26 protein-coding genes are annotated in these 25,581 nt (G+C 71.6%); 25 read left to right on the top strand and 1 reads right to left on the bottom strand.

Going from position 1 to position 25,581, the window contains the following annotated elements:
* Positions 1 to 4: 4 nt before the first annotated feature.
* From AC069X_RS24190 to AC069X_RS24310, 25 genes are all read left to right on the top strand, one after another.
* Positions 5 to 1,648: a thiamine pyrophosphate-binding protein gene (locus AC069X_RS24190; RefSeq protein ID WP_478731301.1), complete on the top strand. Its 1,644-nt coding sequence runs from the start codon at positions 5 to 7 to the stop codon at positions 1,646 to 1,648.
* A 66-nt stretch (positions 1,649 to 1,714) separates the two neighbouring features.
* Positions 1,715 to 2,146, top strand: coding sequence for a nuclear transport factor 2 family protein (locus AC069X_RS24195; RefSeq protein ID WP_478731303.1), 432 nt, complete (start codon positions 1,715 to 1,717; stop codon positions 2,144 to 2,146).
* 13 nt (positions 2,147 to 2,159) lie between these two features.
* Positions 2,160 to 2,615, top strand: a complete 456-nt coding sequence (locus AC069X_RS24200; protein WP_478731305.1) for a nuclear transport factor 2 family protein — start codon at positions 2,160 to 2,162, stop codon at positions 2,613 to 2,615.
* A gap of 16 nt (positions 2,616 to 2,631) precedes the next feature.
* The gene (locus AC069X_RS24205; protein ID WP_478731307.1) at positions 2,632 to 3,003 is read left to right on the top strand and encodes a nuclear transport factor 2 family protein; all 372 of its coding nucleotides are present in this window, start codon (positions 2,632 to 2,634) and stop codon (positions 3,001 to 3,003) included.
* A gap of 14 nt (positions 3,004 to 3,017) precedes the next feature.
* Positions 3,018 to 4,622, top strand: coding sequence for a GMC family oxidoreductase (locus AC069X_RS24210; RefSeq protein WP_478731309.1), 1,605 nt, complete (start codon positions 3,018 to 3,020; stop codon positions 4,620 to 4,622).
* A complete protein-coding gene (locus tag AC069X_RS24215) occupies positions 4,615 to 5,226 on the top strand; it encodes a DJ-1/PfpI family protein (protein WP_478731311.1) in 612 nt (203 codons plus the stop codon). Before AC069X_RS24210 ends, AC069X_RS24215 begins: the two co-directional genes overlap by 8 nt.
* Positions 5,226 to 5,657: a VOC family protein gene (locus AC069X_RS24220; protein ID WP_478731313.1), complete on the top strand. Its 432-nt coding sequence runs from the start codon at positions 5,226 to 5,228 to the stop codon at positions 5,655 to 5,657. The genes AC069X_RS24215 and AC069X_RS24220 overlap by 1 nt, the downstream gene beginning before the upstream one ends.
* A gap of 1 nt (position 5,658) precedes the next feature.
* The gene (locus AC069X_RS24225; RefSeq protein ID WP_478731315.1) at positions 5,659 to 7,482 is read left to right on the top strand and encodes an AGE family epimerase/isomerase; all 1,824 of its coding nucleotides are present in this window, start codon (positions 5,659 to 5,661) and stop codon (positions 7,480 to 7,482) included.
* A 40-nt stretch (positions 7,483 to 7,522) separates the two neighbouring features.
* Positions 7,523 to 7,861 carry an STAS domain-containing protein gene (locus tag AC069X_RS24230; protein ID WP_125595761.1) on the top strand — a complete coding sequence of 113 codons (339 nt, stop codon included), beginning with the start codon at positions 7,523 to 7,525 and terminating at the stop codon, positions 7,859 to 7,861.
* Positions 7,858 to 10,002: a glycogen debranching protein GlgX gene (glgX, locus tag AC069X_RS24235; RefSeq protein WP_478731317.1), complete on the top strand. Its 2,145-nt coding sequence runs from the start codon at positions 7,858 to 7,860 to the stop codon at positions 10,000 to 10,002. Before AC069X_RS24230 ends, glgX begins: the two co-directional genes overlap by 4 nt.
* Before the next feature lie 28 nt (positions 10,003 to 10,030).
* The gene (locus AC069X_RS24240; RefSeq protein ID WP_468168932.1) at positions 10,031 to 10,342 is read left to right on the top strand and encodes an STAS domain-containing protein; all 312 of its coding nucleotides are present in this window, start codon (positions 10,031 to 10,033) and stop codon (positions 10,340 to 10,342) included.
* Positions 10,343 to 10,368: 26 nt separating this feature from the next.
* Complete coding sequence (locus AC069X_RS24245) at positions 10,369 to 10,827, top strand: ATP-binding protein (protein WP_478731433.1); 459 nt, start codon at positions 10,369 to 10,371, stop codon at positions 10,825 to 10,827.
* Positions 10,809 to 12,068: a PP2C family protein-serine/threonine phosphatase gene (locus AC069X_RS24250; RefSeq protein ID WP_478731319.1), complete on the top strand. Its 1,260-nt coding sequence runs from the start codon at positions 10,809 to 10,811 to the stop codon at positions 12,066 to 12,068. Before AC069X_RS24245 ends, AC069X_RS24250 begins: the two co-directional genes overlap by 19 nt.
* Entirely contained in the window at positions 12,068 to 12,814 is a 747-nt protein-coding gene (locus AC069X_RS24255; RefSeq protein WP_478731321.1) for a MinD/ParA family ATP-binding protein, read from the top strand. Before AC069X_RS24250 ends, AC069X_RS24255 begins: the two co-directional genes overlap by 1 nt.
* Before the next feature lie 69 nt (positions 12,815 to 12,883).
* A complete protein-coding gene (locus tag AC069X_RS24260; RefSeq protein WP_478731323.1) occupies positions 12,884 to 13,624 on the top strand; it encodes a type 1 glutamine amidotransferase domain-containing protein in 741 nt (246 codons plus the stop codon).
* 214 nt (positions 13,625 to 13,838) lie between these two features.
* On the top strand, positions 13,839 to 15,323 hold the full coding sequence (locus AC069X_RS24265; RefSeq protein ID WP_478731325.1) for an aldehyde dehydrogenase family protein: 1,485 nt from the start codon (positions 13,839 to 13,841) through the stop codon (positions 15,321 to 15,323).
* Positions 15,324 to 15,347: 24 nt separating this feature from the next.
* Positions 15,348 to 15,968 carry an NADPH-dependent F420 reductase gene (locus AC069X_RS24270; protein WP_478731327.1) on the top strand — a complete coding sequence of 207 codons (621 nt, stop codon included), beginning with the start codon at positions 15,348 to 15,350 and terminating at the stop codon, positions 15,966 to 15,968.
* Positions 15,959 to 16,474, top strand: a complete 516-nt coding sequence (locus AC069X_RS24275; RefSeq protein WP_478731329.1) for a (2Fe-2S)-binding protein — start codon at positions 15,959 to 15,961, stop codon at positions 16,472 to 16,474. The genes AC069X_RS24270 and AC069X_RS24275 overlap by 10 nt, the downstream gene beginning before the upstream one ends.
* 5 nt (positions 16,475 to 16,479) lie before the next feature.
* A complete protein-coding gene (locus AC069X_RS24280) occupies positions 16,480 to 18,909 on the top strand; it encodes a xanthine dehydrogenase family protein molybdopterin-binding subunit (RefSeq protein ID WP_478731331.1) in 2,430 nt (809 codons plus the stop codon).
* On the top strand, positions 18,906 to 19,727 hold the full coding sequence (locus AC069X_RS24285; protein ID WP_478731333.1) for an FAD binding domain-containing protein: 822 nt from the start codon (positions 18,906 to 18,908) through the stop codon (positions 19,725 to 19,727). The genes AC069X_RS24280 and AC069X_RS24285 overlap by 4 nt, the downstream gene beginning before the upstream one ends.
* 77 nt (positions 19,728 to 19,804) lie before the next feature.
* Positions 19,805 to 21,019, top strand: a complete 1,215-nt coding sequence (locus AC069X_RS24290) for an MFS transporter (protein WP_478731335.1) — start codon at positions 19,805 to 19,807, stop codon at positions 21,017 to 21,019.
* Complete coding sequence (locus AC069X_RS24295; RefSeq protein WP_478731337.1) at positions 21,016 to 22,533, top strand: ATP-binding protein; 1,518 nt, start codon at positions 21,016 to 21,018, stop codon at positions 22,531 to 22,533. Before AC069X_RS24290 ends, AC069X_RS24295 begins: the two co-directional genes overlap by 4 nt.
* Before the next feature lie 13 nt (positions 22,534 to 22,546).
* A complete protein-coding gene (locus tag AC069X_RS24300; protein WP_478731339.1) occupies positions 22,547 to 22,888 on the top strand; it encodes a nuclear transport factor 2 family protein in 342 nt (113 codons plus the stop codon).
* An 84-nt stretch (positions 22,889 to 22,972) separates the two neighbouring features.
* A complete protein-coding gene (locus AC069X_RS24305; protein WP_478731341.1) occupies positions 22,973 to 23,617 on the top strand; it encodes a TMEM175 family protein in 645 nt (214 codons plus the stop codon).
* Between the two features lie 73 nt (positions 23,618 to 23,690).
* On the top strand, positions 23,691 to 24,980 hold the full coding sequence (locus tag AC069X_RS24310) for an IS701 family transposase (protein WP_478731343.1): 1,290 nt from the start codon (positions 23,691 to 23,693) through the stop codon (positions 24,978 to 24,980).
* Between the two features lie 111 nt (positions 24,981 to 25,091).
* On the opposite strand, the gene AC069X_RS24315 is transcribed toward AC069X_RS24310, so the two are convergent.
* Positions 25,092 to 25,457 carry a cupin domain-containing protein gene (locus tag AC069X_RS24315; protein WP_478731345.1) on the bottom strand — a complete coding sequence of 122 codons (366 nt, stop codon included), beginning with the start codon at positions 25,455 to 25,457 and terminating at the stop codon, positions 25,092 to 25,094.
* Positions 25,458 to 25,581 lie beyond the last annotated feature (124 nt).

Raw genomic sequence — 25,581 nt, forward strand, 5'->3', positions numbered from 1 at the left:
TCCGATGAATACCGAAGCCACTCCCGGACGGGAAAGGCTGATCGAACAGTTCAAGGCCGACGGTCTGAACGTGATGTTCGGAAATCCGGGAACGGTGGAACAGGGATTCCTCGACGCGGTGGACGCGGCGGCGGACTTCCGGTACGTCCTCGCCCTCCAGGAGACCGTGGCCGCGGGCATCGCCGACGGCTACGCCCGCGCCACCGGCGGCGCGGCCCTGCTCCAGCTGCACTCCGGCGTGGGGCTGGGCAACGGCATCGGCATGCTCTACCAGTCGCTGCGCGGCCACACCCCGCTCGTGGTGGTCGCCGGCGACGCCGGGGTCCGCTACGACGCCATGGACGCGCAGATGGCCTGCGACCTGGTCGCCATGGCCAAACCCGTCACCAAATACGCGACCCGGGTCACCGACCCCCGGTCCGTGCTCCGCACCGTCCGCCGGGCCGTCAAGATCGCGCTGACCTCGCCGCGCGGCCCGGTGTTCGTGGCCCTGCCCATGGACGTGCTGGACGAGCCCAACTCCGAGCCCGTCCTGCCCGCCACCGTGCCGCTCACCGACGTGGCGCCCTCGCCGGCCTCGGTCGCACGGGCGGCGGAACTGCTCGCCGGAGCCGAACGCCCGGTGGTCCTCGTCGGGGACGGGGTCGCGCTCTCCGGGGCGCAGGCCGAACTCGCCGCCGTCGCCGAGCTGCTGGGCGCCGACGTCTACGAGGTCGACTCCTCCGAGGTGAACATCGCCGCCTCGCACCCGCTGCGCCGGGGCCAGACGGGCCACATGTTCGGCCCGCACAGCAAGGAGCTGGTCGCGGGCGCGGACGGGGTGCTGATCGTCGGCACCTACGTCTTCCCCGAGGTGTTCCCCGAGCTGGAGAACCCCTTCCGGCCGGACGCCAGGGTCGTGCACATCGACCTCAACGCCTACGAGATCGCGAAGAACCACCCGGTCGACCTCGGCCTCGCCGCCGACCCGCGGTACGCGCTGCGCGCGCTGGCCGGCGTACTGGAACAGCGGCTGACCCCGTCCCGGCGGGCGGCCGCGGCCGCGCGGCTGGACGTACGGACCCGCGAGCGGGCCCGGGCCGCGCTGGAGCGGCCGGACGACGACACGCCGATGGCCGTCTTCCTGCGGACGCTCGCCGAGCGCACCGGCGGGGACCTGATCGTCTTCGACGAGGCGCTCACCACCTCCCCGATGGTCACCCGGTACCTGCCGCCCGAGCGGCCCGGCGACTACCACCTCACCCGGGGCGGTTCGCTGGGCGTCGGCTTCCCGGGGGCGGTCGGCGCCAAGCTGGCCCACCCGGACCGGCTCGTCGTCGGCTTCGCGGGCGACGGCGGGTCCATGTACACCTACCAGGCGCTGTGGACGGCGGTCCGGCACGGCATCGCCGCCAAGTTCGTGGTCTGCAACAACCGCAAGTACCGGCTGCTCGACGACAACATCGCCCAGTACTGGCGGGAGCGGGACATCGCGGAGCACCCGTTCCCGGGCTCCTTCGACCTGTCCCACCCGGAGATCGACTTCGCCGGGCTGGCCCGCGCGCTGGGCGCCGGGGGGACCCGGGTGGAGAAGCCCGACGAGGCCGCGGCCGCCGTCGCCCGGATGCTCGCCCACCCCGGCCCGTACCTGGTCGACGTCCAGATCTGAGCAGCTCCCGCACCCGGCACCGCCGGGGCGCACCACGCTTCCCACCGACGGACAGGAGGAGACCGCATGCCCGCCGAGCGGCTGACCGAGGACGCGATCCGCGCCTTCGCCGAGAACTGGTACGTGGCCCTGGACCGGCACCTCCCGCTGGAGCAGGTCCTCGCCCTGATCACCGAGGACCTGGAGTTCAAGGTCCCCGAGGACACCTTCCTCGGACACCAGGGCTTCGGCCGCTGGTACGACGCCGTCACCCACCGGTTCTTCGACGAGGTGCACACGGTCACCAAGGTGGAGCCGGTCATCGAGGGCGACCGGGCGATCGTCCGGGTCCTCGTCAACTGGCAGGCCAAGATCTGGGACCCGCCGGCCGCCCGCAGCCAGTGGCTGGGCTTCGACGCCGACCAGACCTGGACGGTCGTCGCGGGCGAGGACGGGCCGCTGATCAAGCAGTACACCGTCAACGAACTGGCAGCGATGCCCGGTTCGGGCTCGCTCTGAGAAGGCGGCGGCGATGACCGGAGTGACACGCGAGCGGGTCGAGGCCGCCTACCGGGCGCTGGGCTCCGGCGACCGCGCGCGGATCCTGGAGTACTACGCCGAGGACCTGCGCTGGCTGGTGCCGGGCAACCACCCGCTCGCCGGCTGGTACGAGGGCCTCGACGCCTTCCTGGAACTGATGGGGCAGACCCACAAACTCACGGGCGGCACCTTCCGGATGGAGCTGGAGGCGGTCCTCGTCGGGGAGGACTGCAGCGCCGACGTGTGCCGCAACTCCGCCCTCCGCGAGGGCGCGGACCCGGCGGGCACCTCGCCGTACGAGCGGATGGACTACCCGGTCTTCCACTTCGTGAAGTGGCGCGACGGCCGGATCTTCGAGGGCCGCGACGGGCTCTTCGGCGACACGGCCGCCCACTTCAGCCAGTTCTGGGCACCGTTCGCGGCGGACGGCACCCGCAGGGACCGATAGGGGGATGAGAGACGTGATGGACGCCCGAGAGATCCTGACCAAGTACTACGAGTACGCCAACGCCGGGGACTGGGACCGCTGGTGCGGCCTGTTCGCCGAGGACCAGGTCATGGACGAACAGCTCGCCGGACACATCGAGGGCCTGGAGACCCTGCGCTCGATGATGAAGGGCATGGGGACCATGTACCGGGTCTTCCGCAACGAGCCCGTGCACTTCCTGGTCGACGGGACCAAGGCCGCGGCCGTCTCCCGCCTCAGCGCCGTCAGCGCCTCCGGCCAGGCCATCGAGGCCGATGTGATGAACTACTTCGAGATCGTGGACGGACGGATCGCCTACATGGCGAACCACCACGACACCGCCCCCTTCCAGGTGCTCGGCCAGGGCTGAGGGGGACCGGACTCGTGGCCACGGAACAGTACGACTACGTGATCGTCGGCTCCGGCACCGCCGGCAGCGTCCTCGCGAGCCGCCTCTCCGAGGACCCGGACGTCTCCGTCCTGGTCCTGGAGGCCGGCGGCCCCCGCATCCCGCCCGAGGTGGACGACCCGTCCTCCTGGTACAAGCTGCTCGGCGGGCCCGTCGACTGGGGCTACACCAGCGTCCCGCAGCCGGGACTCGGCGGACGCCGTACGTACGAACCGCGCGGCAAGGCCCCCGGCGGCAGCAGCAACCTCTACATCATGATGCACGTCCGGGGCCACGCCTCGGACTTCGACAACTGGGCCTACCAGGGCGCGGCCGGCTGGGCGTACGAGGACGTGCTGCCGTACTTCGCCCTGCTGGAGGGCCAGGAGGACGCCACCGCCGCGACCACCGGCACGACCGGCCCGCAGCGGATCACGAACGCCGGACGGCACGGCCCCAACCCGGTCTCCCGCGCCTTCATCGACGCCGCCGTCGAGCTGGGCCACCAGGAGATCGCCGACTTCAACACCGACGGCCCCCGGCGCGGGCTCTTCGGCACCGGCTGGCACCACATCGACGTCGCCGACGGGCGCCGCCAGGGCACCCTGGCCGCCTACCTGGAGCCGGCGCTCGTCCGCCCCAACCTGACCCTGCGCACCAGCGCCCAGTCCACGCGGCTGATCGTCGACGGGGACACCTGCACGGGCGTCGAGTACGTCCAGCTCGCGCCGCCCGCCGACGTCCCCGGCCGCACCGTCCGCGACGGGCACAGCACCACCGCGGCCCCGGGCCCGCACACCGTCCGGGCCCGGCGCGAGGTGATCGTCGCGGCGGGGGCCATCGAGTCCCCCAAGCTGCTGCTGCTCTCGGGCATCGGGCACCCCGAGCGGCTGCGCGAGCACGGCATCGCGGTCACCGCCGCCCTGCCCGGGGTCGGCGAGAACTTCCACAACCACGTCCTGACCGGGCTGATGGCCGAGGTCACCCAGGAACTCCCGCCCCCCGCGCAGAACCTGTCGGAGAGCGCCCTGTTCCTGTCCTCCCGGCCCGGACTGCCCGCCCCGGACCTCCAGATCGCCTTCGTCCACGTCCCGTTCGACGTGATCGTCGGCAAGGACCACCCCGACACCGTCTCCATCCTGCCCGGCGTCGTACGCCCGGTCTCGCGCGGCTGGATCCGGCTCGCGAGCGCCGATCCGCTGGCCCACCCGCTGATCCACCCGAACTACCTGGGCGACCGGTGGGACCTCGAACGCATGGTGCAGGGCGTCAAACTCGCCCGGGAGCTCTTCGCGACCTCCGCCTTCTCGCCCTGGTACAAGCAGGAGCTCCAGCCCGGTCCGGGCGTCGTGGGCGACGAGGAGCTGCGGACCTTCGTCCGGCAGAAGTCCGAGAGCTACCACCACCAGGCCGGCTCCTGCCGCATGGGCGTCGACGACCTCGCCGTCGTCGACCCCGAGCTGCGGGTCCACGGCGTACGCAACCTGCGCGTCGTCGACGCCGGCGTGATGCCCGCCGTCCCGTCCGGCAACTGCCACACCGCCATCGCGATGATCGCCGAGCGCGCGGCGGACTTCCTGAGGGGGATCTCCCGTGCCTGACGTGGTCCTGCGCGAGGGAGCGCTGACCGGAACCAGGATCGCGGTCCTGGTCGAGAGCGACTTCTACGAACCGGAGATCTTCTACTACCAGCGCCGGTTCGCCGAGGAAGGGGCCGAGGTCGACTTCCTGACCCGGCTGTGGGGCAACGGCTCCCTCACCTTCACCGGGCACGAGTACCGGGCGCCCTTCACCGCGGACAAGTCCCTTGAGGGGCTGGACGACGCGGAGCTGCGCCGCTACGCCGCGCTGATCGTGCCCTCCGGCATGGTCGCCGACCGGCTGCGCTACACCGAGGACGTGGACGTCCTCGCCCCGGCGACCGAACTGCTGCGCCGGGCCTTCGAGGAACCGGCCGTGCTCAAGGGGATCATCTGCCACGGCATGTGGCTGGCCTCCTCGATCCCGGACAAGGTCCGCGGCCGCAAGGTCGTCTGCCACAACAACCTGATCGGGGACGTCCGCAACATGGGCGCCCAGTACGTGGACGAGGACGTGGTGGTCGACGGGGACCTGGTCACCGGCCGCACCGGAGCCCACCACCACCTCTTCGCCCGCCGGATCATCGGGCTGCTCTCCGCGGGCCGGGGCCGGGGGAGCGCCTGATGGGCGCGATGGTCTGGTCCCACGTCGGCCTCAACTGCGCCGACCAGAAGACCACCGAGGAGTTCTACACCCGGTACTTCGGCTTCGCCCGGGCCCGGGTCGTCGACCTGGGCGCCACGCGGATCGTCTTCCTGCGCAAGGGGGACGCGTACCTGGAGCTCTTCGCGGCGGCCGCCGAGCCGGCCCGGACCGCGCACGAGGACGGCCCGCCGGCCCCGGGCCGGATCCGCCACCTGGCCTTCCAGACCGACAGCGTCGACGCGTTCCTCGCGGAACTGGGCGACGCGGCCGAGGTGACCCTGGGCCCGCTGGACTTCGACGACTTCATCTGCGGCTGGCGGACCGTCTGGGTGCGCGACCCCGACGGCGTGATCGTCGAGGTCAGCCAGGGATACGAGGACGACCGCTCACACGACAAGGACGGTGCATGACATGGCGGGCTCCCTGAGCTTCTCCTTCTCCGACACGATCGCGGGCTACGTCGTCCGCTTCGACACCTCGTCACGCCTGCTCCGGCTGAAGACCACCGACGAGCGGGAGTTCGAGATCTCGCTCGCCTCCGGCCCCAGCGCCGAACTGGTGCGCAACCTGGACGAGCCGTACGTCGACGCCTCCGGGCACGTCGACGAGATGCTCTCCCCGGGCCGGTTCCTCTTCGCCTACGGGGTCCACTACCCCGAGCGGGGCGGGCGCTTCGACGCCAAGCGGCTGGTGTTCCTCGGCCGCGGCGCCGAGGACTACCGCTTCGAGGAGGCCGGCTGGTGGATCCGGCAGATCGAGTCGCTCGCCGACTTCTACAAGCGGGCCCAGTTCGGCGACGGACCGGTGGACTTCACCGAGTACCGCACCGAGATCCGGCTCGGCGGCGACAAGACCGCCAGCCACGTCCAGGAGACCGACACCATCTCCCGCCTGGTCTACGGCATGGCCTCGGCCTACCTGCTCACCGGCAAGGACGAGTACCTGGAGATCGCCGAGCGGGGCACCGAGTACCTGCGCAAGCACATGCGGGTCGTGGACAGCGAGGAGGACGTGGTCTTCTGGTACCACGGCATCAGCGTCGACGGTGACACCGAACGCAAGCTCTTCACCTCGGAGTTCTCCGACGACTACGACGCGATCCCGATGTACGAGCAGATCTACGCGCTGGCCGGTCCCGTCCAGACCTACCGGGTCACCGGCGACGTCCGGATCAAGAACGACGCCGACGCCACCATCCGGCTCTTCGACAAGTTCTTCAAGGACGAGGAGCAGGGCGGCTACTACTCGCACATCGACCCGATCCTCTTCAGCGCCGACCACGAGTCCCTCGGCGAGAACGCCGAGCGCAAGAACTGGAACTCGGTCGGCGACCACGCGCCCGCGTACCTGATCAACCTGTACCTGGCGACCGGCGACCAGAAGTACGCCGACTTCCTGGAGTACACCTTCGACACCATCGCGGACCGGTTCCCGGACTACGAGAACAGCCCGTTCGTCCAGGAGCGCTTCTTCCGCGACTGGTCGCACGACACGGCGCACAGCTGGCAGCAGAACCGCGCGGTGGTCGGGCACAACCTGAAGATCGCCTGGAACCTGATGCGGATGAACTCGCTGAAGGCCAAGCCCGCCTACGAGCAGCTCGCCCGGAAGATCGGCGAGATCATGCCGGCCGTCGGCAGCGACCGCCAGCGCGGCGGCTGGTACGACGTCGTGGAACGGGTGAAGGAGGGGGACCAGGAGGCGTACCGGTTCGCCTGGCACGACCGCAAGGCCTGGTGGCAGCAGGAGCAGGCGATCCTCGCCTACCTCATCCTGAACGGCACGGTCGGCGGCGACGCGAACCTGCGCGAGGCCCGGCAGGCCCAGGCCTTCTACAACACCTTCTTTCTCGACCACGACGAGGGAGCGGTCTACTTCAACGTGCTCGCCGCCGGTACGCCGTACCTGCTCGGCACGGAGCGGCTCAAGGGCAGCCACTCGATGTCCATGTACCACTCGGCGGAGCTCTGCTACCTCGCCGCCGTCTACAACAACCTTCTCGTCAACGGCCGCGAGATGGACTTCCACTTCCAGCCCGACCCGACCGACCTGCCCGACCGGATCCTGCGCGTCTCGCCCGACCTGCTGCCCGCGGGCTCGGTGCGGATCGCGTCCGTGGAGATCGACGAGAAGCCCTACGAGGAGTTCGACTCCGAGGCGCTGACCGTCCGCCTCCCCGACGTCCAGGGCCGGGTCAAGGTCAAGGTCCGGCTTCGGCCGGTGAACAAGCGGTAGTGCCCACGGGGGGCGCCCCAACAAGAGGGGAATGCAGGCAATGAGTCTGAACGTGAAGGAACGCCGGAACAAGACGGCCACCGTGCTCGTCGCCACCGGCGAGATCAACAGCGAGACCTCCGGCACCCTGCTGGAGTCCCTGCTGCCGCTGGTCCGCGAGGGCCGGCCGCTGCGGATCGACCTGACCGCCGTGACCTACGTCTCCAGCGCCGGGCTGCGCACGCTGCTCGTCGTCTACCGCGAGGCGCAGCACGCCGGGGTCGCCGTCACCCTGTACGGGGTGAGCGAGGAAGTCCGGTTCGTCATGTCGGCCACCGGCTTCCTCGACTTCTTCGAGACCGGCGAGGCCGCCGCGACCCGGGCCAGGGCCGCGCGGTGAGCGAGGCCCGCTCCGAGCAGGTGCTGCGCGTGGACGCGTACCCGACCCACGAGGTGGGCGGGTACCGCGTCCGCGCGGGCAAGCCGTTCCCCTTCGGGGCCAACGTGGTCCCCGGCGGGGTCAGTTTCTCCGTCTTCTCCGACCAGGCGACCTCCATGTCCCTGGTCATCTACAAGCGCGGAGAGCCCGAGCCGATGGCCGAGCTGGAATTCCCCGAGGAGTTCCGCACCGGCAGCGTCTTCGCCATGACGGTCTTCGGCCTCGACCACGAGAACATCGAGTACGGGTACCGGGCCGACGGCCCCTACGATCCGGCCACCGGGCACCGCTTCGACGCCCGTCAGGTCCTGTCCGACCCCTACGCCCGGCTGATCGCAGGCCGCGACGTGTGGGGCGACGAACCGGACCGCAGCCGCGGCTACCAGTACCGCTCGCGGGTCTGCCTCCAGGACTTCGACTGGGGCGACGACACCCCGCTGCGGATACCCGCCGAGGACCTCGTCGTGTACGAGGCCCACGTGCGCGGCTTCACCCGCCACCCCTCCTCGCAGGTCACGGCCCCCGGCACCTTCGCGGGGCTGCGGGAGAAGATCCCGTATCTGAAGGAGCTCGGCGTCAACTGCATCGAGCTGCTGCCCGTCTTCGAGTTCGACGAGAGCGACAACCCGCGCACCAACCCCGAGACCGGCGAGAAGCTCTACGACTACTGGGGCTACAACACCGTCTCCTTCTTCGCCCCGAAGGCCGGCTACGCGGCCACCGGACGCTACGGGATGCAGGGCGACGAGTTCCGCACCCTGATCAAGGACCTGCACGCCGCCGGCATCGAGGTCATCCTCGACGTGGTCTTCAACCACACCGCGGAGGGCAACGAGCAGGGCCCCACCATCTCCTTCAAGGGCCTGGACAACGCCACGTACTACATGCTCACGCCCGAGGGGTACTACTTCAACTTCAGCGGCACCGGCAACACGGTCAACTGCAACCACCCCGTGGTCCGCAACTACGTCCTGGACTGCCTGCGCCACTGGGTCGCCGACTACCACATCGACGGCTTCCGCTTCGACCTCGCCGCCATCCTCGGCCGGGACCTGGACGGCACCCCGCTGCCCAACCCGCCGCTGCTGGAGATGCTCGCCTTCGACCCGGTCCTGCGGCACACCAAGCTCATCGCCGAGGCCTGGGACGCCGGCGGCCTCTACGAGGTCGGCAACTTCCCGGCCTACGGCCGCTGGGCCGAGTGGAACGGCAAGTACCGCGACACCGTCCGCCGCTTCCTCAAGGGCGACCCCGGCGTCACCGGCGAGCTGGCCACCCGGATCGCCGGCTCGCCCGACCTCTACTCCAGCCGGGGGACGTCGGCCTCCGTCAACTTCCTCACCGCGCACGACGGCTTCAGCCTGGCCGACCTCGTCTCGTACAACGACAAGCACAACGAGGCCAACGGCGAGGGCAACAACGACGGAGCCAACGACAACAACAGCTGGAACTGCGGGGCCGAGGGACCCACGGACGACCCCGAGGTCAACGCCCTGCGGCTGCGGCAGATGAAGAACGCCCTCGCGATCCTCCTCACCAGCCAGGGCATCCCGATGCTGCTGTCCGGGGACGAGGTCGCGCGGACCCAGCAGGGCAACAACAACACGTACTGCCAGGACAACGAACTGTCCTGGTTCGACTGGGAGCAGGTCGACGAGAACGCCGAACTGCTCCGGTTCACCCGCGAGATGATCGCCTTCCGGGCCCACCACCGCGAGCTGCGCTCCACCGCCCACCCCACCGGCCGGCTCCGGGAAGGCCTGGGCCTGCCCGACATCAGCTGGCACGGGGAGCGGGCCTGGCAGCCCGACTGGTCGGCGGAGAGCCGGCTGCTGGCCGTGGCCCGCTGCGGCACCGGCGACCAGGACGTGGTGTACGTGGCCATGAACTCCCACTGGGAGGCGCACGACCTGGAACTGCCCGCGCTGCCCGGCGGCCGCAGCTGGCACCTGTTCGCCGACACCGGCGCCGGGGCACCGCACGACATCCGCACCCCGGGGGCGGAGCGGGAGCTCGACAACGCCGGGAAGTACCTGATCGGCCCGCGCTCGGTCGTGATCCTGGTCGGCCGGGCCACCGCACCCGAGCCCCGAGGCGACTGACCCGCCCCGCACCGAAGGAGACCCTGACATGCCGCTTTCCGTGTCCCTGAGCATCGAGGGCGACACCACCGTGATCGAGCTGACGGGCGAGCTGGACGCGAAGACCGCGCCGGAGTTCCACCAGACCATCGAGAAGGCCGCCGGGCACGGCACCGGCACCGTCGAGATCCGGATGGCCGGGGTCGGCTACATGGCCAGCGCCGGCCTGCGCTCCCTGGTCTTCGCCCAGCAGAAGGTCGGCGGCGCGGTCACCATCAAGGTGACCGGCGCCATCGAGCCCGTCGCCCGGACCATCCGCACGGCCGGGCTCGACCGCAGCATCGTCCTCTCCGATGACTGAGCACGACGCCCGGAACGGTGACTGAGATGGTGGAACTGGCGAGGAAGCCCGCCGTGCTGGACGTGCCCGCCACGGTGGGGGCACTGGGCGAGATCGCCGCGTTCGTCCTGCGGCTGGCCGGACGGGCGGGCCTCGGCAAGGGGGCCACGTACCGGATCCGGCTGGCCGTGGACGAGCTGGCCACCAACATCGTGATGCACGGGTACCGGGGCGGCGGCGGACGGATCACCGTCCACGGCCGCTCCGGTCCCGACGGGGTGCGGATCGTCATCGAGGACACCGCCCCCGCGTTCGATCCCGTCGCCGGCCGCCTGCCCCCCGCCCCCGGGATCCCCCCGGAACGGCGGCGGGTCGGCGGCCTCGGCATCCACCTGGCCCTGACCAGCGTGGACTCGTACGCCTACGCCCGCAGGGACGGCCGCAACATCAGCACGCTGACCGTGAAGGCCGACGAGGGGACGGACGCATGCCCTCCACGACCGTGATCATCCTGGACGTGTACCCGCCGCCGCCCATCGAACTGCTGGACGCCCTGCGGGAGATGGACGCCGAACTCGTCCCCCGGACCCTGCCGGAGCTGCTGTGCGGCCGCCTCGAACTGCTGCCCGTCGCGGACGTGCTGCTCGCCCCCGCCGAGGCCGACGGGGAGACCGTACGCAGCGCCGTGCGCCGGCTGCGCCGCTGGGCCGGGGCCCCGATCGTGGTGGTCTGGACCGCCCGGGAGTTCGCCGGACTGGAGCGGCACGTCCGCCTCGGCCACGACTACCTCGTCCCGCCCTTCCTGCCCGCCCTCGTCGGAGCCCGGCTGCACAGCTGCGCCGAACGGGCCGGACTCGGCCGCACCCTGCGCGAGGCCGACGCCCGCGCCGAACTCATGGGGTACGAGAAGGAACTGGAGATCGGCCGCGAGATCCAGGCCGGCTTCCTGCCCGAAGCGCTGCCGGTCCCCGACGGCTGGGAGATCGACGTGCGCTTCCGGCCCGCCCGGCAGGTCGCCGGGGACTTCTACGACGTCTTCGAGATCTCCCGGGGCCGGCGCCTCGCGGTCGTCGTCGCCGACGTCTGCGACAAGGGGGTCGGCGCGGCCCTGTTCATGGCCCTCATCCGCTCCCTGCTGCGCCACACCGCCGAGAACAGCGGGCTCCAGCACCTGATGGCCGCGGGCCGCACCGGCGGCAGCCGGCGCACCCCGGTCGTCGGCGCCACCCCGCTGCTCAACGCGGTCACCGCCACCAACGGCTACCTCACCCGCAACCACCTGAGGCAGGGCTACTTCGCCACCCTCTTCTTCGGGGTGCTGGACCCGCTGACCGGCAGCCTCGTCTACATCAACGGCGGCCACAACCCGCCGCTGCTGCTCTCCGGCGACGGATCCCGGCCCCGGACCCTGGAGGTCACGGGGCCGGCGGTCGGGGTGATGCCCGACTGCGTCTACACCCTCGGCTACGCCCAGCTGAACCCCGGCGACACCCTCTTCGTGTTCACCGACGGAGTACCCGAGGCCCGCTGCCCCGACGGCAGCTTCCTCGGTGACGAAAGGATGCTGGAACTGCTCGCCGGCCCCCCGGCGAGCGGGCGGGACGTGGTCGACGTGATGGACCGGGCGGTGCGCGAGCACACCGGCACCGCCGAACAGCACGACGACGTCACCATGCTGGCCCTGCACCGGCCACGTGCGGCGCGGGGGCCGCACGCGGACGGCGACGGCTACCGGGAGGTGGCGTGATGACCCGGACCATCGTGGTGCACTCGCACCGCGGCGGCACCGGGAAGTCCTCGGTGCTGGCGAACCTCGCGCTGCTGCTGGCGGGCGCGGGACGCCGGGTGGGGGTGGTCGACACCGACCTCCAGTCACCCGCCCTGGACCTGCTGTTCGCGCTCGGCCCCGGCACCGGCTCCCTGGCCGACTACCTGCTCGGCCGCTGCGAGATCGAGGCCGCGGCCCGGCCCACCGCCGTGCCCGGGCTGTACGTCGTACCGGCCCGGACCGGGACGGCGGCCCTGCGGGAACTGATGACCACCGGGTACGACGTGGGCCTGCTCCCGGAGGGGTTCGACCGGCTGGCCGAGAGCCACGCGCTCGACGTCCTGCTGCTCGACACCCACGCGGGCCTGAACAACGAGTCGGTGACCGCCATGGGCAGCGCCGACGTCGTACTGATCATGGCGCGGGCCGACCGAGTCGACCTGTCCGGGGTCGAGGAGACCATCGCCCTGGCCGGGCGGCTGGTCTGCCGGCGGGCCCTGGTGCTGAGCATGGCGCCCGAGGGCGTGGACCGGGACGTGGTGGCCCGCAGGGCCGAGGAAGTGTACGGCGCCCCCCTGGCCGGGATTCTTCCGTACGTTCCGGAAATGGCGGCCCTCTACGGAGAACGCATATTCGCGGAAGCCCTTCCCGACCACCCCCTGGTCGGTGAATTCCGCTCGATCCTCTCGGTGTTGGACGCACGTGACGAAGTATCACGGGCCTGACGCCGCCCCCTTACGCCCCTCGCGAGGGGCCGTGTTGAATCGGCAGCGATCCAGAACAAGGAGAGAATCATGAGGATTCTCGTCGTCCTGACGGCGAAGGCCACCCTCCATCTGCTGGACGGGGAACAGCACCCCTCGGGATTCTGGGCCGAGGAATTCGTCGTTCCCTTCACCCTCTTCCGTGCGGCCGGCCACACCGTCGACGTGGCGACGATCGGCGGCGGGGCCCCCACCGTCGACCGGACCAGCGTCGACCCCGAATTCCTGCGGTGGGTCCGCCCCGAGGGCTCCCCGGACCGGGACGCGGCCAACGCCGCCGAGTACCTCCGCGTCATCGAGCAGACCCCCGAGCTCAAGCAGCCCCTCGCGGTGGAATCCCTCGGCGAGAAGGACGTCGCCGGCTACGACGGCGTCTACATCAGCGGAGGCCACGGCGCCATCGGCGACCTCCCCAAGTCCGACGAGCTGGCGCAGCTGCTGCGCTGGGCCATGGGCCAGGACAAACCGCTCGCCACCGTCTGCCACGGCCACACCGCACTCCTCTCCCTCCGGGACGGCGAGGGCCGCTGGCCCTTCGAGGGATACCGGATGACCGCCTTCTCGCACGCGGAGGAACTGGTCACCGACATGGCGGGCCGGCTCCCGCTGATCCTGGAGGCCGAGCTGACCAGACTCGGCGCCCGTTACGAGAAGGCCGAAGCGATCTGGGACTCGCACGTCGTCGTGGACCGCAGGCTCATCACCGGCCAGAACCCCTACTCCTCCAAGGCCCTCGCCGAGACCTTCCTGCGGCAGCTCGGCGGCGGCTAGGGGGTGTCCGGCGGATCATGGCCGGGCCCGGCCCTCCCCCATTCTCCGTCCGGGGGGACCCCCAGGCACCGCGGCTCGCCGCGTTGTCGCCGGCCGCCCATGCTCCGCAGCGGCTCCCTCCTCCGCCTTGCGATCGCACGCACCAGACGCCGTCCCTGATCCGGCCTGATCCAAAAGACACGGCCTAGCCCCCGAGACACCGGAAGGTGCAGCCATGACCAAGCGCGTGCTCAGCGACCAGCCCCTGGCCAACCCCGGGAAGCTGTTCATCGGCGGCCAATGGGTGCCCGCCCGGGACGGCCGCACGGAACCGGACATCAGCCCGATCGACGGCCAGGAGATCGTGCCCGTGGCCCAGGCCGCCGCGACCGACGCGGACGCCGCCGTCGCGGCCGCCCGCGCCGCGTACGAGGAAGGTCCGTGGAGCCGGCTGTCCGCGCAGGAACGCGCGCTGCGCCTGAACCGTGTCGGTGAGCTCATCGAGCGGGACCTGGAGGAGATAGCCCTGCTGGAAACGGTGGACATGGGCAAGCCGTTCGCCTTCTCCAGCACGGTCGACGCGCCCATGGCCGCCCAGCTGATGCACTACTACGCGGGCGCGGTCACCCGGGTCGACGGTTCCTCCCGGGCCCCGGCCGGCGGACAGCTCGCCTACACCCTGCGCGAGCCGCTGGGCGTGGTCTGCGCCATCACCCCCTTCAACTTCCCGCTCCTGCTGTCGATGACCAAGATCGCCCCGGCCCTGGCGGCCGGGAACACGGTCGTCCACAAGCCCTCCCCGGCCACCCCGCTCACCGCACTCAAGATCGCCGAGCTCTTCCAGGAGGCGGAGATCCCCGACGGGGTGCTCAACGTCGTCACCGGTCCGGGCGTCGAGCTGGGGGAGACCCTCACCGGCCACCCCGACATCGACAAGATCGCCTTCACCGGCTCCACCGCCGTCGGCCAGTCGATCATCCGCAAGTCCGCCGGCACCCTGAAGAAGGTGACGATGGAGCTCGGCGGCAAGTCCGCCAACATCGTCTTCGCCGACGCCGACCTCGACGCCGCCGAGGAACTCGCCTTCTTCGGCATCTACTACAACAAGGGCGAGATCTGCACCGCCGGCTCCCGGCTGCTGCTGCACCGCCCCGTCCACGACGAGATGGTCGAACGCCTGGTCCGCAGGGCCGCCGCCCTCAGGCCCGGGGACCCGCGCGACCCGGAGACCCTCTTCGGGCCCCTCGCCCACCGCGCCCAGTTCGACAAGGTCAGCTCCTACATCGAGGTCGGCGAGAAGGAAGGCGCCCTGCTGCGCACCGGAGGCAGCGGCTGGACCCCCGAAGGGGCCTCCAGCCAGGGCCTGTACTTCCTGCCCACCGTCTTCACCGGCGTCGACAACGGCATGCGGATCGCCCAGGAGGAGATCTTCGGCCCCGTCCTGTCGATCATCCCCTTCGACACCGAGGAGGACGCCGTACGCATCGCCAACGACAGCGCGTACGGCCTCGCCGCCGGGGTCCACACCAAGGACCTGAGGCGGGCCCACCGGGTCGCCTCCCAGATCAAGGCGGGGACGGTCTGGGTCAATTGCTACAACCAGTACGACCCCTCGGTGCCCTACGGCGGCTACAAGGCCTCCGGCTACGGGCGCGAGTGCGGACCGGAATCCCTTGAGAGCTACACCCAGACCAAGTCGGTCTGGATCGGCATGGACTGACACCACACCAACGAGGAGCCACTCATGCGGACAGGCGTCATCGGCACCGGGCGGATCGGCTCGGCCCTCGCGAGGATCCTGGTGGCGGCCGGCCATCCGGTCGTCCTCGCCAACGCGAGCGGGCCGGACTCACTCGCCCCGCTCCTGGCCGAACTGGGCCCCGCCGCCGTCGCGGAGCACCCCGTCGAGGCGGCCGGCCGGGCCGACCTGCTGGTGCTGATGGTGCCCTTCGCAGGCGTACGCGGACTGCTGCCCCCGCACGTCGTCCAGGACAAGGTGCTGGTGGACGCGACCAACGCGTTCAGCGGCCCCGGCACCCCCGCCGACCTCGGCGGACGCGGCTCCAGCGAACTCGTCGCCGAGTGGTACCCCGGAGCCAGGGTCGTGAAATCCCTGAACACCATGCACTTCGAAACCCTCGCCGTCGCCGGGACCGCCTCCGGCCGCACGGCGTCCGAGCGCCTCGCCCACTACACGGCGGGCGACGACACCAAGGCGAAGGACATCGTCGCCGGAATCATCACCGACCTCGGATTCGCCCCCGTCGACACCGGCCCGCTGCACTCCGGAGGAATCCTCCAGCAGCCCGGCGGTCCCCTCTTCAACCGGTCGCTCACGGAAGCGCAGGCGCTCGCATGGATCTGACCAGCCTCCCCCTGACCCTCCACGTGAACGGAAGACCCGAGGAGTTCACGGCCCGGCCGAACGAACTCCTCGTGGAACGGCTCCGCGACGGCCTCGGCCTCACCGGCACCAAGGTGGGCTGCGACACCGGCCAGTGCGGCACCTGCGTGGTCCGCCTGGACGGCAGGTCCGTCAAGAGCTGCCTGATCCTCACCGCCTCCGCCGCGGGCTCCGAGGTCACCACCATCGAGGGCGTCACCGCCCCCGGCGGGGAGCTGACCGGCCTCCAGGAGGCCCTGCGCCGGGAACACGGCACCCAGTGCGGCTTCTGCACGCCCGGCATGGTGATGGCCCTCGGCGAACTCGTCGACGCGGCGCTCGTCAAAAGCGCCGCCGGCGGCCCGGCCCCCACCGAGCCCGAGATCCGCGAATGGCTCACCGGGAACCTGTGCCGCTGCACCGGCTACCACAGCGTGGTCCGCGGCGTGCAGCGCGCCTGCGCCCCCGCCGAACCCGAGGGGCGGTGACCGGCATGACCGCCGTATCGGAGGAACGGGGCGCCGCGGCCGACGTCGCGGCCGACGCCGCCGCCGGCGTCCTCGGAAGGCCGCTGGACAGCCGCGAAGACCCGCGCCTGCTGCGCGGCGAGGCCCGGTACGTGGCGGACATCGACCTGCCGGGCACCGCCCACATGGCCATCCTCGGCAGCCCGGTCGCCCACGCCAGGATCCTGTCCATCGACACCAAGGCCGCCGAACAGCTCCCGGGCGTACTGAAGGTGGCCACGGCCGCCGACTTCCCCGACGTGATGCCGCTGCCCTGCATCTGGATACCCGGCGGGGTCGAGAGCCACTTCCCGCCCCACCCCTACGGACTTCCCGGCGCCCGCCCCGTGCTCACCGGCGACACCGTCCGCCACGTCGGCGACCCGATCGCCGCCGTCGTCGCCGAGACCCCGCGCCAGGCCGCCGCCGCGCTCGCCGAGATCTCCGTCGCGTACGAGCCGCTGCCCGTGGTCACCCGCGCCGACCACGCCCTCGCCGACGGCGCGCCCCGGCTCCACGAGGCCGTCCCCGGCAACCTGAACGCGTACTGGACCTGCGGGGACCGGGAGCGCACCGACGCGGCCATCGCCGCCGCCGAGGTCACCGTAGAGCTCGATCTCGTCAACCAGCGCACCATCAACAGCCCCATCGAGCCCCGCGGAGCCGTCGGCGTCCACGACCCGGCGACCGGCGAGTACACCCTCCACGCCTCCACCCAGGGCCCGCACAACCACCGCTTCCTGCTCGCCGCGCTGGTCCTCGGCATCCCCTTCAACAAGCTCCGGGTGATCGCCCCGACCGTCGGCGGCAGCTTCGGCACCAAGGGCTACCTGTACCCCGACATGGCGCTGGTCCTGCTCCTGTCCAAGGCCCTCGGCGGCCGCCCCGTCAAATGGGTGGACACCCGCACCGGCCTGATGAACTCCACCGTCCAGGGCCGCGACCACCGCCAGCACGTCACCCTCGCCGGCACCCGCGACGGCCGCATCACCGCCGTCCGCTGCACCAGCTACGCCAACCTCGGCGCCTACCCCTCCACCATCGGCCCCGGAGTCGCCACCGCCCTGATGGGACGTTCCATCAGCGGCATGTACGACATCCCCGCCGCGTTCTGCGAGGTCTACGCCGCCTTCACCAACACCGTCCCGCTCGGCGCCCAGCGCGGCAGCGGGCGCGCCGAGGCCGCGTTCCTGATGGAACGGCTCGTCGACCGCTACGCCGCCGAGATCGGCATGGACCCGGCGGAGGTCCGGCGCGCCAACCTGGTGCCGAAGGAGAAGTTCCCCTACGACAACGGCCTCGGCTGGACCTACGACTCCGGCGACTACCGGCTGAACTTCGACCGGGCCGTCGAACTGTCCGGCTACGACGCCATGCCCGCCCGCAAGGCCGCCGCCCGCGCCCGCGGCAAGCGCCTCGGCGTCGGCATCGCCACCTACGTCGCCGTCTGCGGCGTCGGGCCCTCCACCCGGATGTCCCAGGAGGGCATGCTCGGAGGCACCTGGGAGAGCGCCAACATCCGCGTCCACCCCACCGGCGAGGTCACCGTCACCGTCGGCTCCGCCTCCACCGGCCAGAGCCACGGCACCGTCTTCGCACAGGTCGCCGCCGACGAACTGGGCATCGACCCCGAGCAGGTCCAGGTGTACGAGGGCGACACGCTCAAGGCCCCCTACGGGCAGGGCACCTACGGCTCCCGCTCCTACAGCATGGCCGCCCCAGCCATCGCCCTCACCGCCCGCAAGATCAAGGCCAAACTGGTCCGGGCCGGCGCCGTCTTCCTGGGCATCCCCGAGGAGAAGGCCGTCTACGAGAACGGCGGGGTCCACGAGGAGGGCAACCCGCAGAACGCCAAGACCTTCGCCGAGCTGGCCATGGCCATGTGGTACGGCTGGGGACTGCCCCCCGACATCGAGCCGGCCCTCGACGAGACCACCCACTTCGACCCGCCGGACTTCAACTACCCCTTCGGCACGCACATCGCGGTCGTCGAGGTGGACGAACTCACCGGCGAGACCGAGGTGGTGGACTACACCGCCGTCGACGACGCCGGGAACATCGGCAACCCGACGGTGGTCCTCGGTCAGATCGAGGGCAGCATCGTCCACGGCCTCGGCCAGGCCCTGATGGAGGCCGCCGAGTACGACGAGAACGGCATCCTCCTCACCTCCGACCTGGAGCACTACGCCCTGCCCCGCGCCGCCGATGCCCCCTTCTTCACCCTCGGCAGGACCGTCACGCCCTCCCCGCACAACCCGCTCGGAGCCAAGGGCGCCGGGGAGATCGCCACCGTGCCGCCCGCCGCCGCCGTCGTCAACGCCGTCGTCGACGCCCTGTCCGACCTGGGCGTACGGCACATCGACATGCCGCTCACCCCCGAGAAGGTGTGGCGCCGCCTGAGAGGGGAAGCCCCGTGATCCTCACCGAGTTCGACTACGCCCGGCCCGCCGCCCTCGACGAGGCCCTCACGCTGCTCGCCACCCCCGGCGCCCGCGCGCTGGCCGGCGGACAGAGCCTGCTGCCCGGGCTGCGCACCGGCGCGGAACGGGCCCGCCTGCTGGTCGACGTACGGCACCTGGAGGAGCTGCGCGGGGTCGCCCGCGTCGGCGGGGCCCTGCGCATCGGCGCCCTCACCACCCTCGCCGAACTCGCCGCACACCCCCTGGTGCTCGCCGAGGCCCCCGAGCTGGCCGCCGCGGCCCGCGCCAACGGCGACCCCCAGGTCCGCAACCTGGGCACCGCCGGGGGCAACCTGGCCGCCGCCGGACGGGCCACCGACCTGCCCGTGGCGCTGCTGGCCGCCGACGGCCGGGCGGAGCTCGCCGGACCCGGCGGACGCACCACGGCCGGCGCCGAACGCCTCGTCGCCTCCGGGGTGCCCGCCGGATCGCTGGTCACCGCCCTGCTGGTGCCCGCCGCCGGCCCGGCCGCCGCCTTCGAGAAGGCCGCCGACCGCGCCACCCGCTACCCGCTGTGCGCCGCCGCCGTACGGATCACCGCCGACGGGCCGCGGATCGCGGTCACCGGAGCCACCCCCCGCGCCCTGCGCCTGCGCGGGGTCGAGGAGCGGCTGCGCGGGGGCCCGTACACGACGGAGGCGGTACTCGCCGCGTTCCGAGCCGAGCCCCGGGAGCTGTTCGTTCCCGGGCGCGGCACCTCGGCCGAATACCTGGGCCACCTCGCGGGCGTGCTGACCGCCCGCGCGCTGGCCCGGGCGGCCCTGATCACCGCCTGACGACCCTGGGGCCGCCGGGAGGAGGGGAGTTGACCAGAGTGGCCGAACCGACCTTGACGGGGGACACGGGAGACGGCGTGAGCGGGGGAGCCGCCGGTACGGCGCGGACCTCCGGGTTCCGGGTGGTGGGCGCGGTCCTCGTCCTGCTGATGCTCTCCTCGTCCGTGCCCTCCGCCCTGTACGTGCTCTACCAGGAGGAATGGGGGCTGTCCTCCGGCGTCGTCACCGTGGTCTTCGCCGTGTACGCCGTCACCGTGCTGGCCGGCCTGCTGCTGTTCGGGTCCCTCTCGGACACCCTGGGCCGGCGGCCCGTGCTGGCCGCCGCGCTGGTCCTGGCCATCGTCGCCATGGGCCTCTTCGCCGGGGCCGGCGGGCTCGGCCTGCTGCTCGCCGCCCGCGCCGTGCAGGGGCTGGCGGTGGGCCTGGCCACCGGGGCGATGGGCGCCGCCCTGCTGGAGCTGAGCCCGCGCTCGCGGCCCGCGCTGGGCGCCCAGGTCAACAGCGCCGGACCGACCGTCGGCATCGGCCTGGGCGGGCTCGGCGCGGGAGTGCTCGTCCAGTACGCGCCCGCCCCGACCGTGCTGAGCTACGTCCTGCTGGCCGGGGCCTTCGCCCTCGCCCTCGTCGGGGTGGCCCGGATGGCCGAGAGCGCACCGGGCGCGGGCGGGCGGCCCCGGGTGGCCGTGCACCGGATCCGGGTACCGGCCGCCGTGCGGCGGCGGTTCGCGGTGCTCGTCCTGACGGTGGTGGCCGTCTGGACCGTCGGCGGCTTCTACCTCTCGCTCGGCCCGCACCTGGCCCTGTCCCTGTTCCGCAGCACCAACTACCTCCTGGGCGGTGCCACCGTGGCGCTGCTCGCCGGCGCCGCCACCGCCGCCCAGCTGCTGCTCGGCCGTACCGGGGCGCTGCGCACCGCCGTGCTCGGCCTGTTCGGGCTGCTCGCCGGGCTCGCCCTGGTGCTGCTGTCCCTGGGCACCGGCTCGGCGGCCGTGTTCCTCGTGGCCACGGCCGTCCTGGGCAGCGGCTGGGGGGCCGCCTTCCTCGGTTCCTTCCGCGCCCTCAGCTCGCTCGCCGAGCCGACGCACCGGGGTGAACTGACCGCCGCCGTCTACGTCTTCGCGTACCTCGCCATGAGCGTCCCGGCGGTCCTCGCCGGGATCCTGACCACCATCCACGGCCTGCAGCGCACCTCGGTCGGCTTCATGGCGGCCGTCGCCGGGGTGTGCGCGCTGGCCCTGCTGACGACGCTGCGGCTGGCCGCGCGCACCAGGGCCGAGGGGAGCACCGGATGAACACCGGAGAACTGCGCACGGCCCTGCGGGGCCTGGAGATCTTCGCGCGGATCACCGAGGACCAGCTGGACTGGCTGGTCTCGGTCTCCGATCCGCGGGTCCTCGCCGACGGGGAGGTCCTCTTCCGCGACGGGCAGGAGGCCACCGGCTTCCACGTCCTGCTCTCCGGCGGACTCGTCGTCACCAAGGTCGTCGACGGCCGGGAGGAGGTCCTCACCCGGCACTCCACCGAGGAGGGGGGCGCGGCCGCCGAGGACCACGACGGCAAGCCTTCGGCCGCGCACCGCTTCACCGGGGAGCTGCCGCTGCTGACGGACGGCTCCTACGTGGCCACCGCCTCCGCGAGCGGACCCGCGACCACCGTCGTCGCCTACCCCAGGCCGGTGTTCTTCGAGATGCTGACCCGCTGCCACGGGGTGGCGGCCGTGCTGATCCCGGTACTGGCCTGGCGGATCAAGTCCTCCGAGGTCCAGGCCCGCAAACGGGCCACCGTCGAGGCCCTCGGCACCCTCGCCGCCGGCCTCGCGCACGAGCTGAACAACCCGGCGGCGGCGGTCGCCCGGGCCGCGCAGGAGCTGGGGCCCGCCCTGGACCGGCTGACCGCCACCGCCTGCGCGTGGGGCGCGGCCGCACCGGGCGCGGAGCGCTCCGTACTGGACCGGCTCGCCGAGGAGCTGGACAAGCTCCCGCCGCCGGATACCACCGACCCGCTCGCCCAGGCGGACGCCGAGGAGGAGATCGCCGACTGGGCGCACGAGGCGGGCGCCGAACGCCCCGGGCTGCTCGGCTCCGAGGCCGCCGACCTCGGGCTGGAGCCGGGCTGGCTGGTGGAGCGGCTGGAGGGCGTCGGCGAGGCCTCCCTGCCCGCCGCCCTGGACCACCTGGCGGCGCTGCTGGAGGCCCGCTCGCTGGCCGCCGAACTGCGCGCGGCCGGCCCCCGGATCTCCCAGCTGGTCTCCGCCACCCGGGACTACGCCAATCTGGACCGGGCCCCCGAGCAGAGGTTCTCCGTGCCCGACGGCCTGGAGAACACCCTGATCGTCCTGCGCTCCAAGCTCGCGGGCATCACCATCGTGCGGGAGTACGAGCCGGGGCTGCCCGAACTGGACGGCTACCCGAGCGAGCTCAACCAGGTGTGGACCAACCTGGTCGACAACGCGGCCGAGGCCATGGAGGGCGCCGGCACCCTCACCCTGCGGGTGCGGGCGGAGGGCGCCTGCCTGGTAGTGGAGATCGCGGACACCGGGCGGGGCATCCCCGCCGAGTCCCTGCCGCGGATCTTCGAGCCCTTCTACACGACCAAGGACGTGGGCAAGGGCACGGGCCTCGGACTGCACCTCAGCTACCGCATCGTGACCCAGCGCCACCGCGGGTCGATCACGGCCCGCTCGAAGCCCGGGGAGACCCGGATGGTCGTCCGGCTGCCCCTCACCGGGGCGGCCGCCTGCGCCGATCCGCATCCGCCGGACGGGACCACCGCCGCACCGCCCGTCGCGTCACCTTCCACACCCTGAAAGGGAGTCGAACATGGCCAAGTACGACATCTCCAAGCTGCACCCCGTCTTCGTCCGCCAGATGGAGGCGCTGGCCGCCCTGGACATCGAGGCGGTGATGAAGAACTACACCGAGGACGCCGTGCTGCTGCGCTTCGAGGGCGTGTCGGTGGGCATCGAGGCAGTTCGCGAGACGTTCACCGGCTATCTCACGGTGAAGCCCACGCTGGTCGAACTCCAGGAGTACATCGAGACGGAGGACACCATCTTCTACCGGGCGATCATGAATCTGAACGGCGAGCCGGAGCACGCGTTCGGGACGCTCGTCGTCCGCGATGGCCGGATCTGGCGCCAGACGGCCGGCTTCGGCGGCTGACGCCCTTTTCCTGGGTAGCGTCAGCGGGGAGGGCGGGGGCACGCCCTCCCCGTACGCGTGAATGATTTTCGCGAAGGGGAGTCCATGGAACAGGAAACCAACCGGGTGGAGGCGTTCAGCGACGGCGTATTCGCCATCGTGATCACCATTCTGGTGCTGGAGTTAAAGGTTCCGGAAGAGCAGGGGACGGAACTGTGGCACGGACTCTGGGAGCAATGGCCGCACTACGCGGCCTATCTCGTGAGTTTCCTCATCATCGGTGTCATGTGGGTCAACCACCACACGATCTTCAGTCACCTCAAGCGGGTCGACCGACCCCTGTTGTTCCTGAACCTGCTGGTGCTGATGGTGGTATCGGTGATTCCGTACACCACCAACGTGCTCGCCGAGCACCTCACGGACGGGGATTCGGCCAACGTGGCCGCAATCCTCTACAGCTCGTGGACCGTCGTGTACGCTCTCGTCTTCCTGGCCTTCTGGTGGTACGTCACCAAGGTCGGGCACCTCTTCCACGAAACGGTGGACAAGGACGGGGCCCGGGCCACCCGCGTGCGATTCGGCCTCGGCGCGGTCGCCTATCCCTTGACCGTGGTCCTGTCCTTCTTCTCGGCACCTCTCACTCTCGTCGCACACTTCCTGATCGCCCTCTACTACGCGGCGAACCAAATCCCCATCCCGCTCGTGGTAGAGGAAGAGCGGCTCGAATCTGCCAGCGACCTCAGGAAGTAGCCGCCCGGCCCTACGGCCGTTCTACGCGGTCCAGTAGGGTCATGGATCTAGTCTGGTCGCGGGGGAGGCCCAGATGGTTCGCACTGTGCTGCCGGAGGATTCCACCAGGGATATCTCCGAATTGATCGACGTGCTGATCGCGCTTTTCTTCGAGTCCTTACCCCGGCGGGACCAGCGCAACTGGGCCCGCGTTTACCTGAACGGGCTCGTGCGCACCAACGGGAAGAAAACAATCCGAAACATCGCCGGAACGGGGGCGAGTTCCGTCGAACAGAGCCTCCAGCAGTTCATCAGCAAATCCCCGTGGGACTGGACCCCCGTACGCCGGTCCCTCGCCCAGCACCTCGAACGCACCGCCCAGCGCCCCCTGGCCTGGGTGGTGCAGCCCATGGTCATCGAGAAGGCCGGCGACCGCTCCGTGGGCGTCGGCCGGCAGTTCGTACCCCAGCTCGGCCGCACCGCCAACTGCCAGCAGGCCTCCGGGATCTGGCTCGCCTCCAGCGAGGCCGCCTTCCCCGTCGAATGGACCCTCACCCTCCCCGCCCCCTGGACCGGCGAACTGCTGCGCCGCCGGAGGGCCGGGATACCCGACACCGCACGGTCCCTCACCCCCGCACAGGACGCCGTGCACGCCGTACAGCGCATGTCCGCGACCTGGCAGCTGCAACGCCGCCCGGTCGTGATGGAGGTCTCCAACACCGACCTCCCGCAGACCATCGAGGCCTTCGCCCTCCAGGACATCCCCTTCGTCCTCAAGGTCGACGGCTCCCTGCCCGTCTCCTTCGGCGGCACCGGCCGCCACAAACCCGGGCCGTACACCGCGCCCGCCCGCGAGCTGATCGACTCGCTGCGCTCCCAGCGCCGCGTCGTCGAATGGACCCGGCACGGCCGCACCGAGGGAGCGGTGACCCTGCTCACCTCGGCCGCCATCCTCGCCACCCCCGGCGAGGAGCGCCCCGCGCCCGCACCGCCCACCCCGCTGCTGCTGATGGGCGCCTGGACGGAGACCTCGCTGCTGCCCTCCGAGTTCTGGATCACCAACATCGGCGACCGGCCGCTCGCCCAGCTCTTCCTGCTGGCCAAACTCACCGACCGGGTCGCACTGGACTTCACCGAGACCTGTGAACCCGTCGGCATCCGTGACTTCGAGGGCCGCTCCTTCCGCGGCTGGCACCACCACGCCACCCTCGCCAGCGTGGCCCACGCGGCCAGGCTCCTCGGCACCGGCGGGCGGACCCCCGACCCGGCGCCCCGCGGCACACCCGTCCGCTACCAGGGCCCCGGCGGCACCCGGCCGCCGGCCGTCCTGCCGCCCCGGCCGCTCATCCCCGGCCAGTCGGCGCGCCGCGCCGTCACCCGCTGACTCCCGGCGCCGCCGTAGGGGCCCCGGCAGCGCCGGGACCCCTACGGCGGCCGTACGCCCCACGGCGGCCGTACGCGGCGGGACGGACACGGTGCGTGGCCGGGTGCCGGCCTACCCCGCCCCTCCCTTCACGTGGTCGATGACCTCCCGGAACTGCGCGGTGGGGGAGAACTCGACGAACTCGGTGTCCTCCAGCGCCAGGGGGACGTGCCCCGGGCCCCAGTAGTAGGCGTCGCCCGCCCCGTACTCCTCGTCCCCGTCCGGCGTACGCATCCGGAGGCGGCCCTTCAGCAGGTACCCCCAGTGCGGGCACTGGCACATGTCGCCCGGCATCCCCTTCAGGGGCTCGGACATGTCCGTCCCCGCCGGAAGGCGGAAGAACCCCACACTCAGGTCCCCGCCGATCTCCTGGACCCGGACCTCCAGGCCGTCGCCCTCGATCTCCACGGGCGTCCGCTCGCGTGTCGTCTTCGCCATGGCTCCTCCCGCCCGGCTGGTGGTACTACCCTCATTCCACTCTCCGCCCTGCGGACCGGACCCGCCCCACGGGACCAAGGTCCCGTAGGAAACGACCATGCGGCCCGGAATGTCCTGGACGATC

The sequence above is a fragment of the Streptomyces sp. NPDC043896 genome, assembly GCF_056435605.1.

What these genes read in the sequence shown, in the direction of transcription:
- AC069X_RS24190 (WP_478731301.1), top strand. Translation starts at nt 5, where the DNA reads ATGAATACCGAAGCCACTCCCGGACGGGAAAGGCTGATCGAACAGTTC.
- AC069X_RS24195 (WP_478731303.1), top strand. Translation starts at nt 1,715, where the DNA reads ATGCCCGCCGAGCGGCTGACCGAGGACGCGATCCGCGCCTTCGCCGAG.
- AC069X_RS24200 (WP_478731305.1), top strand. Translation starts at nt 2,160, where the DNA reads ATGACCGGAGTGACACGCGAGCGGGTCGAGGCCGCCTACCGGGCGCTG.
- AC069X_RS24205 (WP_478731307.1), top strand. Translation starts at nt 2,632, where the DNA reads ATGGACGCCCGAGAGATCCTGACCAAGTACTACGAGTACGCCAACGCC.
- AC069X_RS24220 (WP_478731313.1), top strand. Translation starts at nt 5,226, where the DNA reads ATGGGCGCGATGGTCTGGTCCCACGTCGGCCTCAACTGCGCCGACCAG.
- AC069X_RS24225 (WP_478731315.1), top strand. Translation starts at nt 5,659, where the DNA reads ATGGCGGGCTCCCTGAGCTTCTCCTTCTCCGACACGATCGCGGGCTAC.
- AC069X_RS24230 (WP_125595761.1), top strand. Translation starts at nt 7,523, where the DNA reads ATGAGTCTGAACGTGAAGGAACGCCGGAACAAGACGGCCACCGTGCTC.
- AC069X_RS24240 (WP_468168932.1), top strand. Translation starts at nt 10,031, where the DNA reads ATGCCGCTTTCCGTGTCCCTGAGCATCGAGGGCGACACCACCGTGATC.
- AC069X_RS24245 (WP_478731433.1), top strand. Translation starts at nt 10,369, where the DNA reads ATGGTGGAACTGGCGAGGAAGCCCGCCGTGCTGGACGTGCCCGCCACG.
- AC069X_RS24250 (WP_478731319.1), top strand. Translation starts at nt 10,809, where the DNA reads ATGCCCTCCACGACCGTGATCATCCTGGACGTGTACCCGCCGCCGCCC.
- AC069X_RS24255 (WP_478731321.1), top strand. Translation starts at nt 12,068, where the DNA reads ATGACCCGGACCATCGTGGTGCACTCGCACCGCGGCGGCACCGGGAAG.
- AC069X_RS24260 (WP_478731323.1), top strand. Translation starts at nt 12,884, where the DNA reads ATGAGGATTCTCGTCGTCCTGACGGCGAAGGCCACCCTCCATCTGCTG.
- AC069X_RS24265 (WP_478731325.1), top strand. Translation starts at nt 13,839, where the DNA reads ATGACCAAGCGCGTGCTCAGCGACCAGCCCCTGGCCAACCCCGGGAAG.
- AC069X_RS24270 (WP_478731327.1), top strand. Translation starts at nt 15,348, where the DNA reads ATGCGGACAGGCGTCATCGGCACCGGGCGGATCGGCTCGGCCCTCGCG.
- AC069X_RS24275 (WP_478731329.1), top strand. Translation starts at nt 15,959, where the DNA reads ATGGATCTGACCAGCCTCCCCCTGACCCTCCACGTGAACGGAAGACCC.
- AC069X_RS24280 (WP_478731331.1), top strand. Translation starts at nt 16,480, where the DNA reads ATGACCGCCGTATCGGAGGAACGGGGCGCCGCGGCCGACGTCGCGGCC.
- AC069X_RS24295 (WP_478731337.1), top strand. Translation starts at nt 21,016, where the DNA reads ATGAACACCGGAGAACTGCGCACGGCCCTGCGGGGCCTGGAGATCTTC.
- AC069X_RS24300 (WP_478731339.1), top strand. Translation starts at nt 22,547, where the DNA reads ATGGCCAAGTACGACATCTCCAAGCTGCACCCCGTCTTCGTCCGCCAG.
- AC069X_RS24305 (WP_478731341.1), top strand. Translation starts at nt 22,973, where the DNA reads ATGGAACAGGAAACCAACCGGGTGGAGGCGTTCAGCGACGGCGTATTC.
- AC069X_RS24310 (WP_478731343.1), top strand. Translation starts at nt 23,691, where the DNA reads ATGGTTCGCACTGTGCTGCCGGAGGATTCCACCAGGGATATCTCCGAA.
- AC069X_RS24315 (WP_478731345.1), bottom strand. Translation starts at nt 25,457, where the DNA reads ATGGCGAAGACGACACGCGAGCGGACGCCCGTGGAGATCGAGGGCGAC.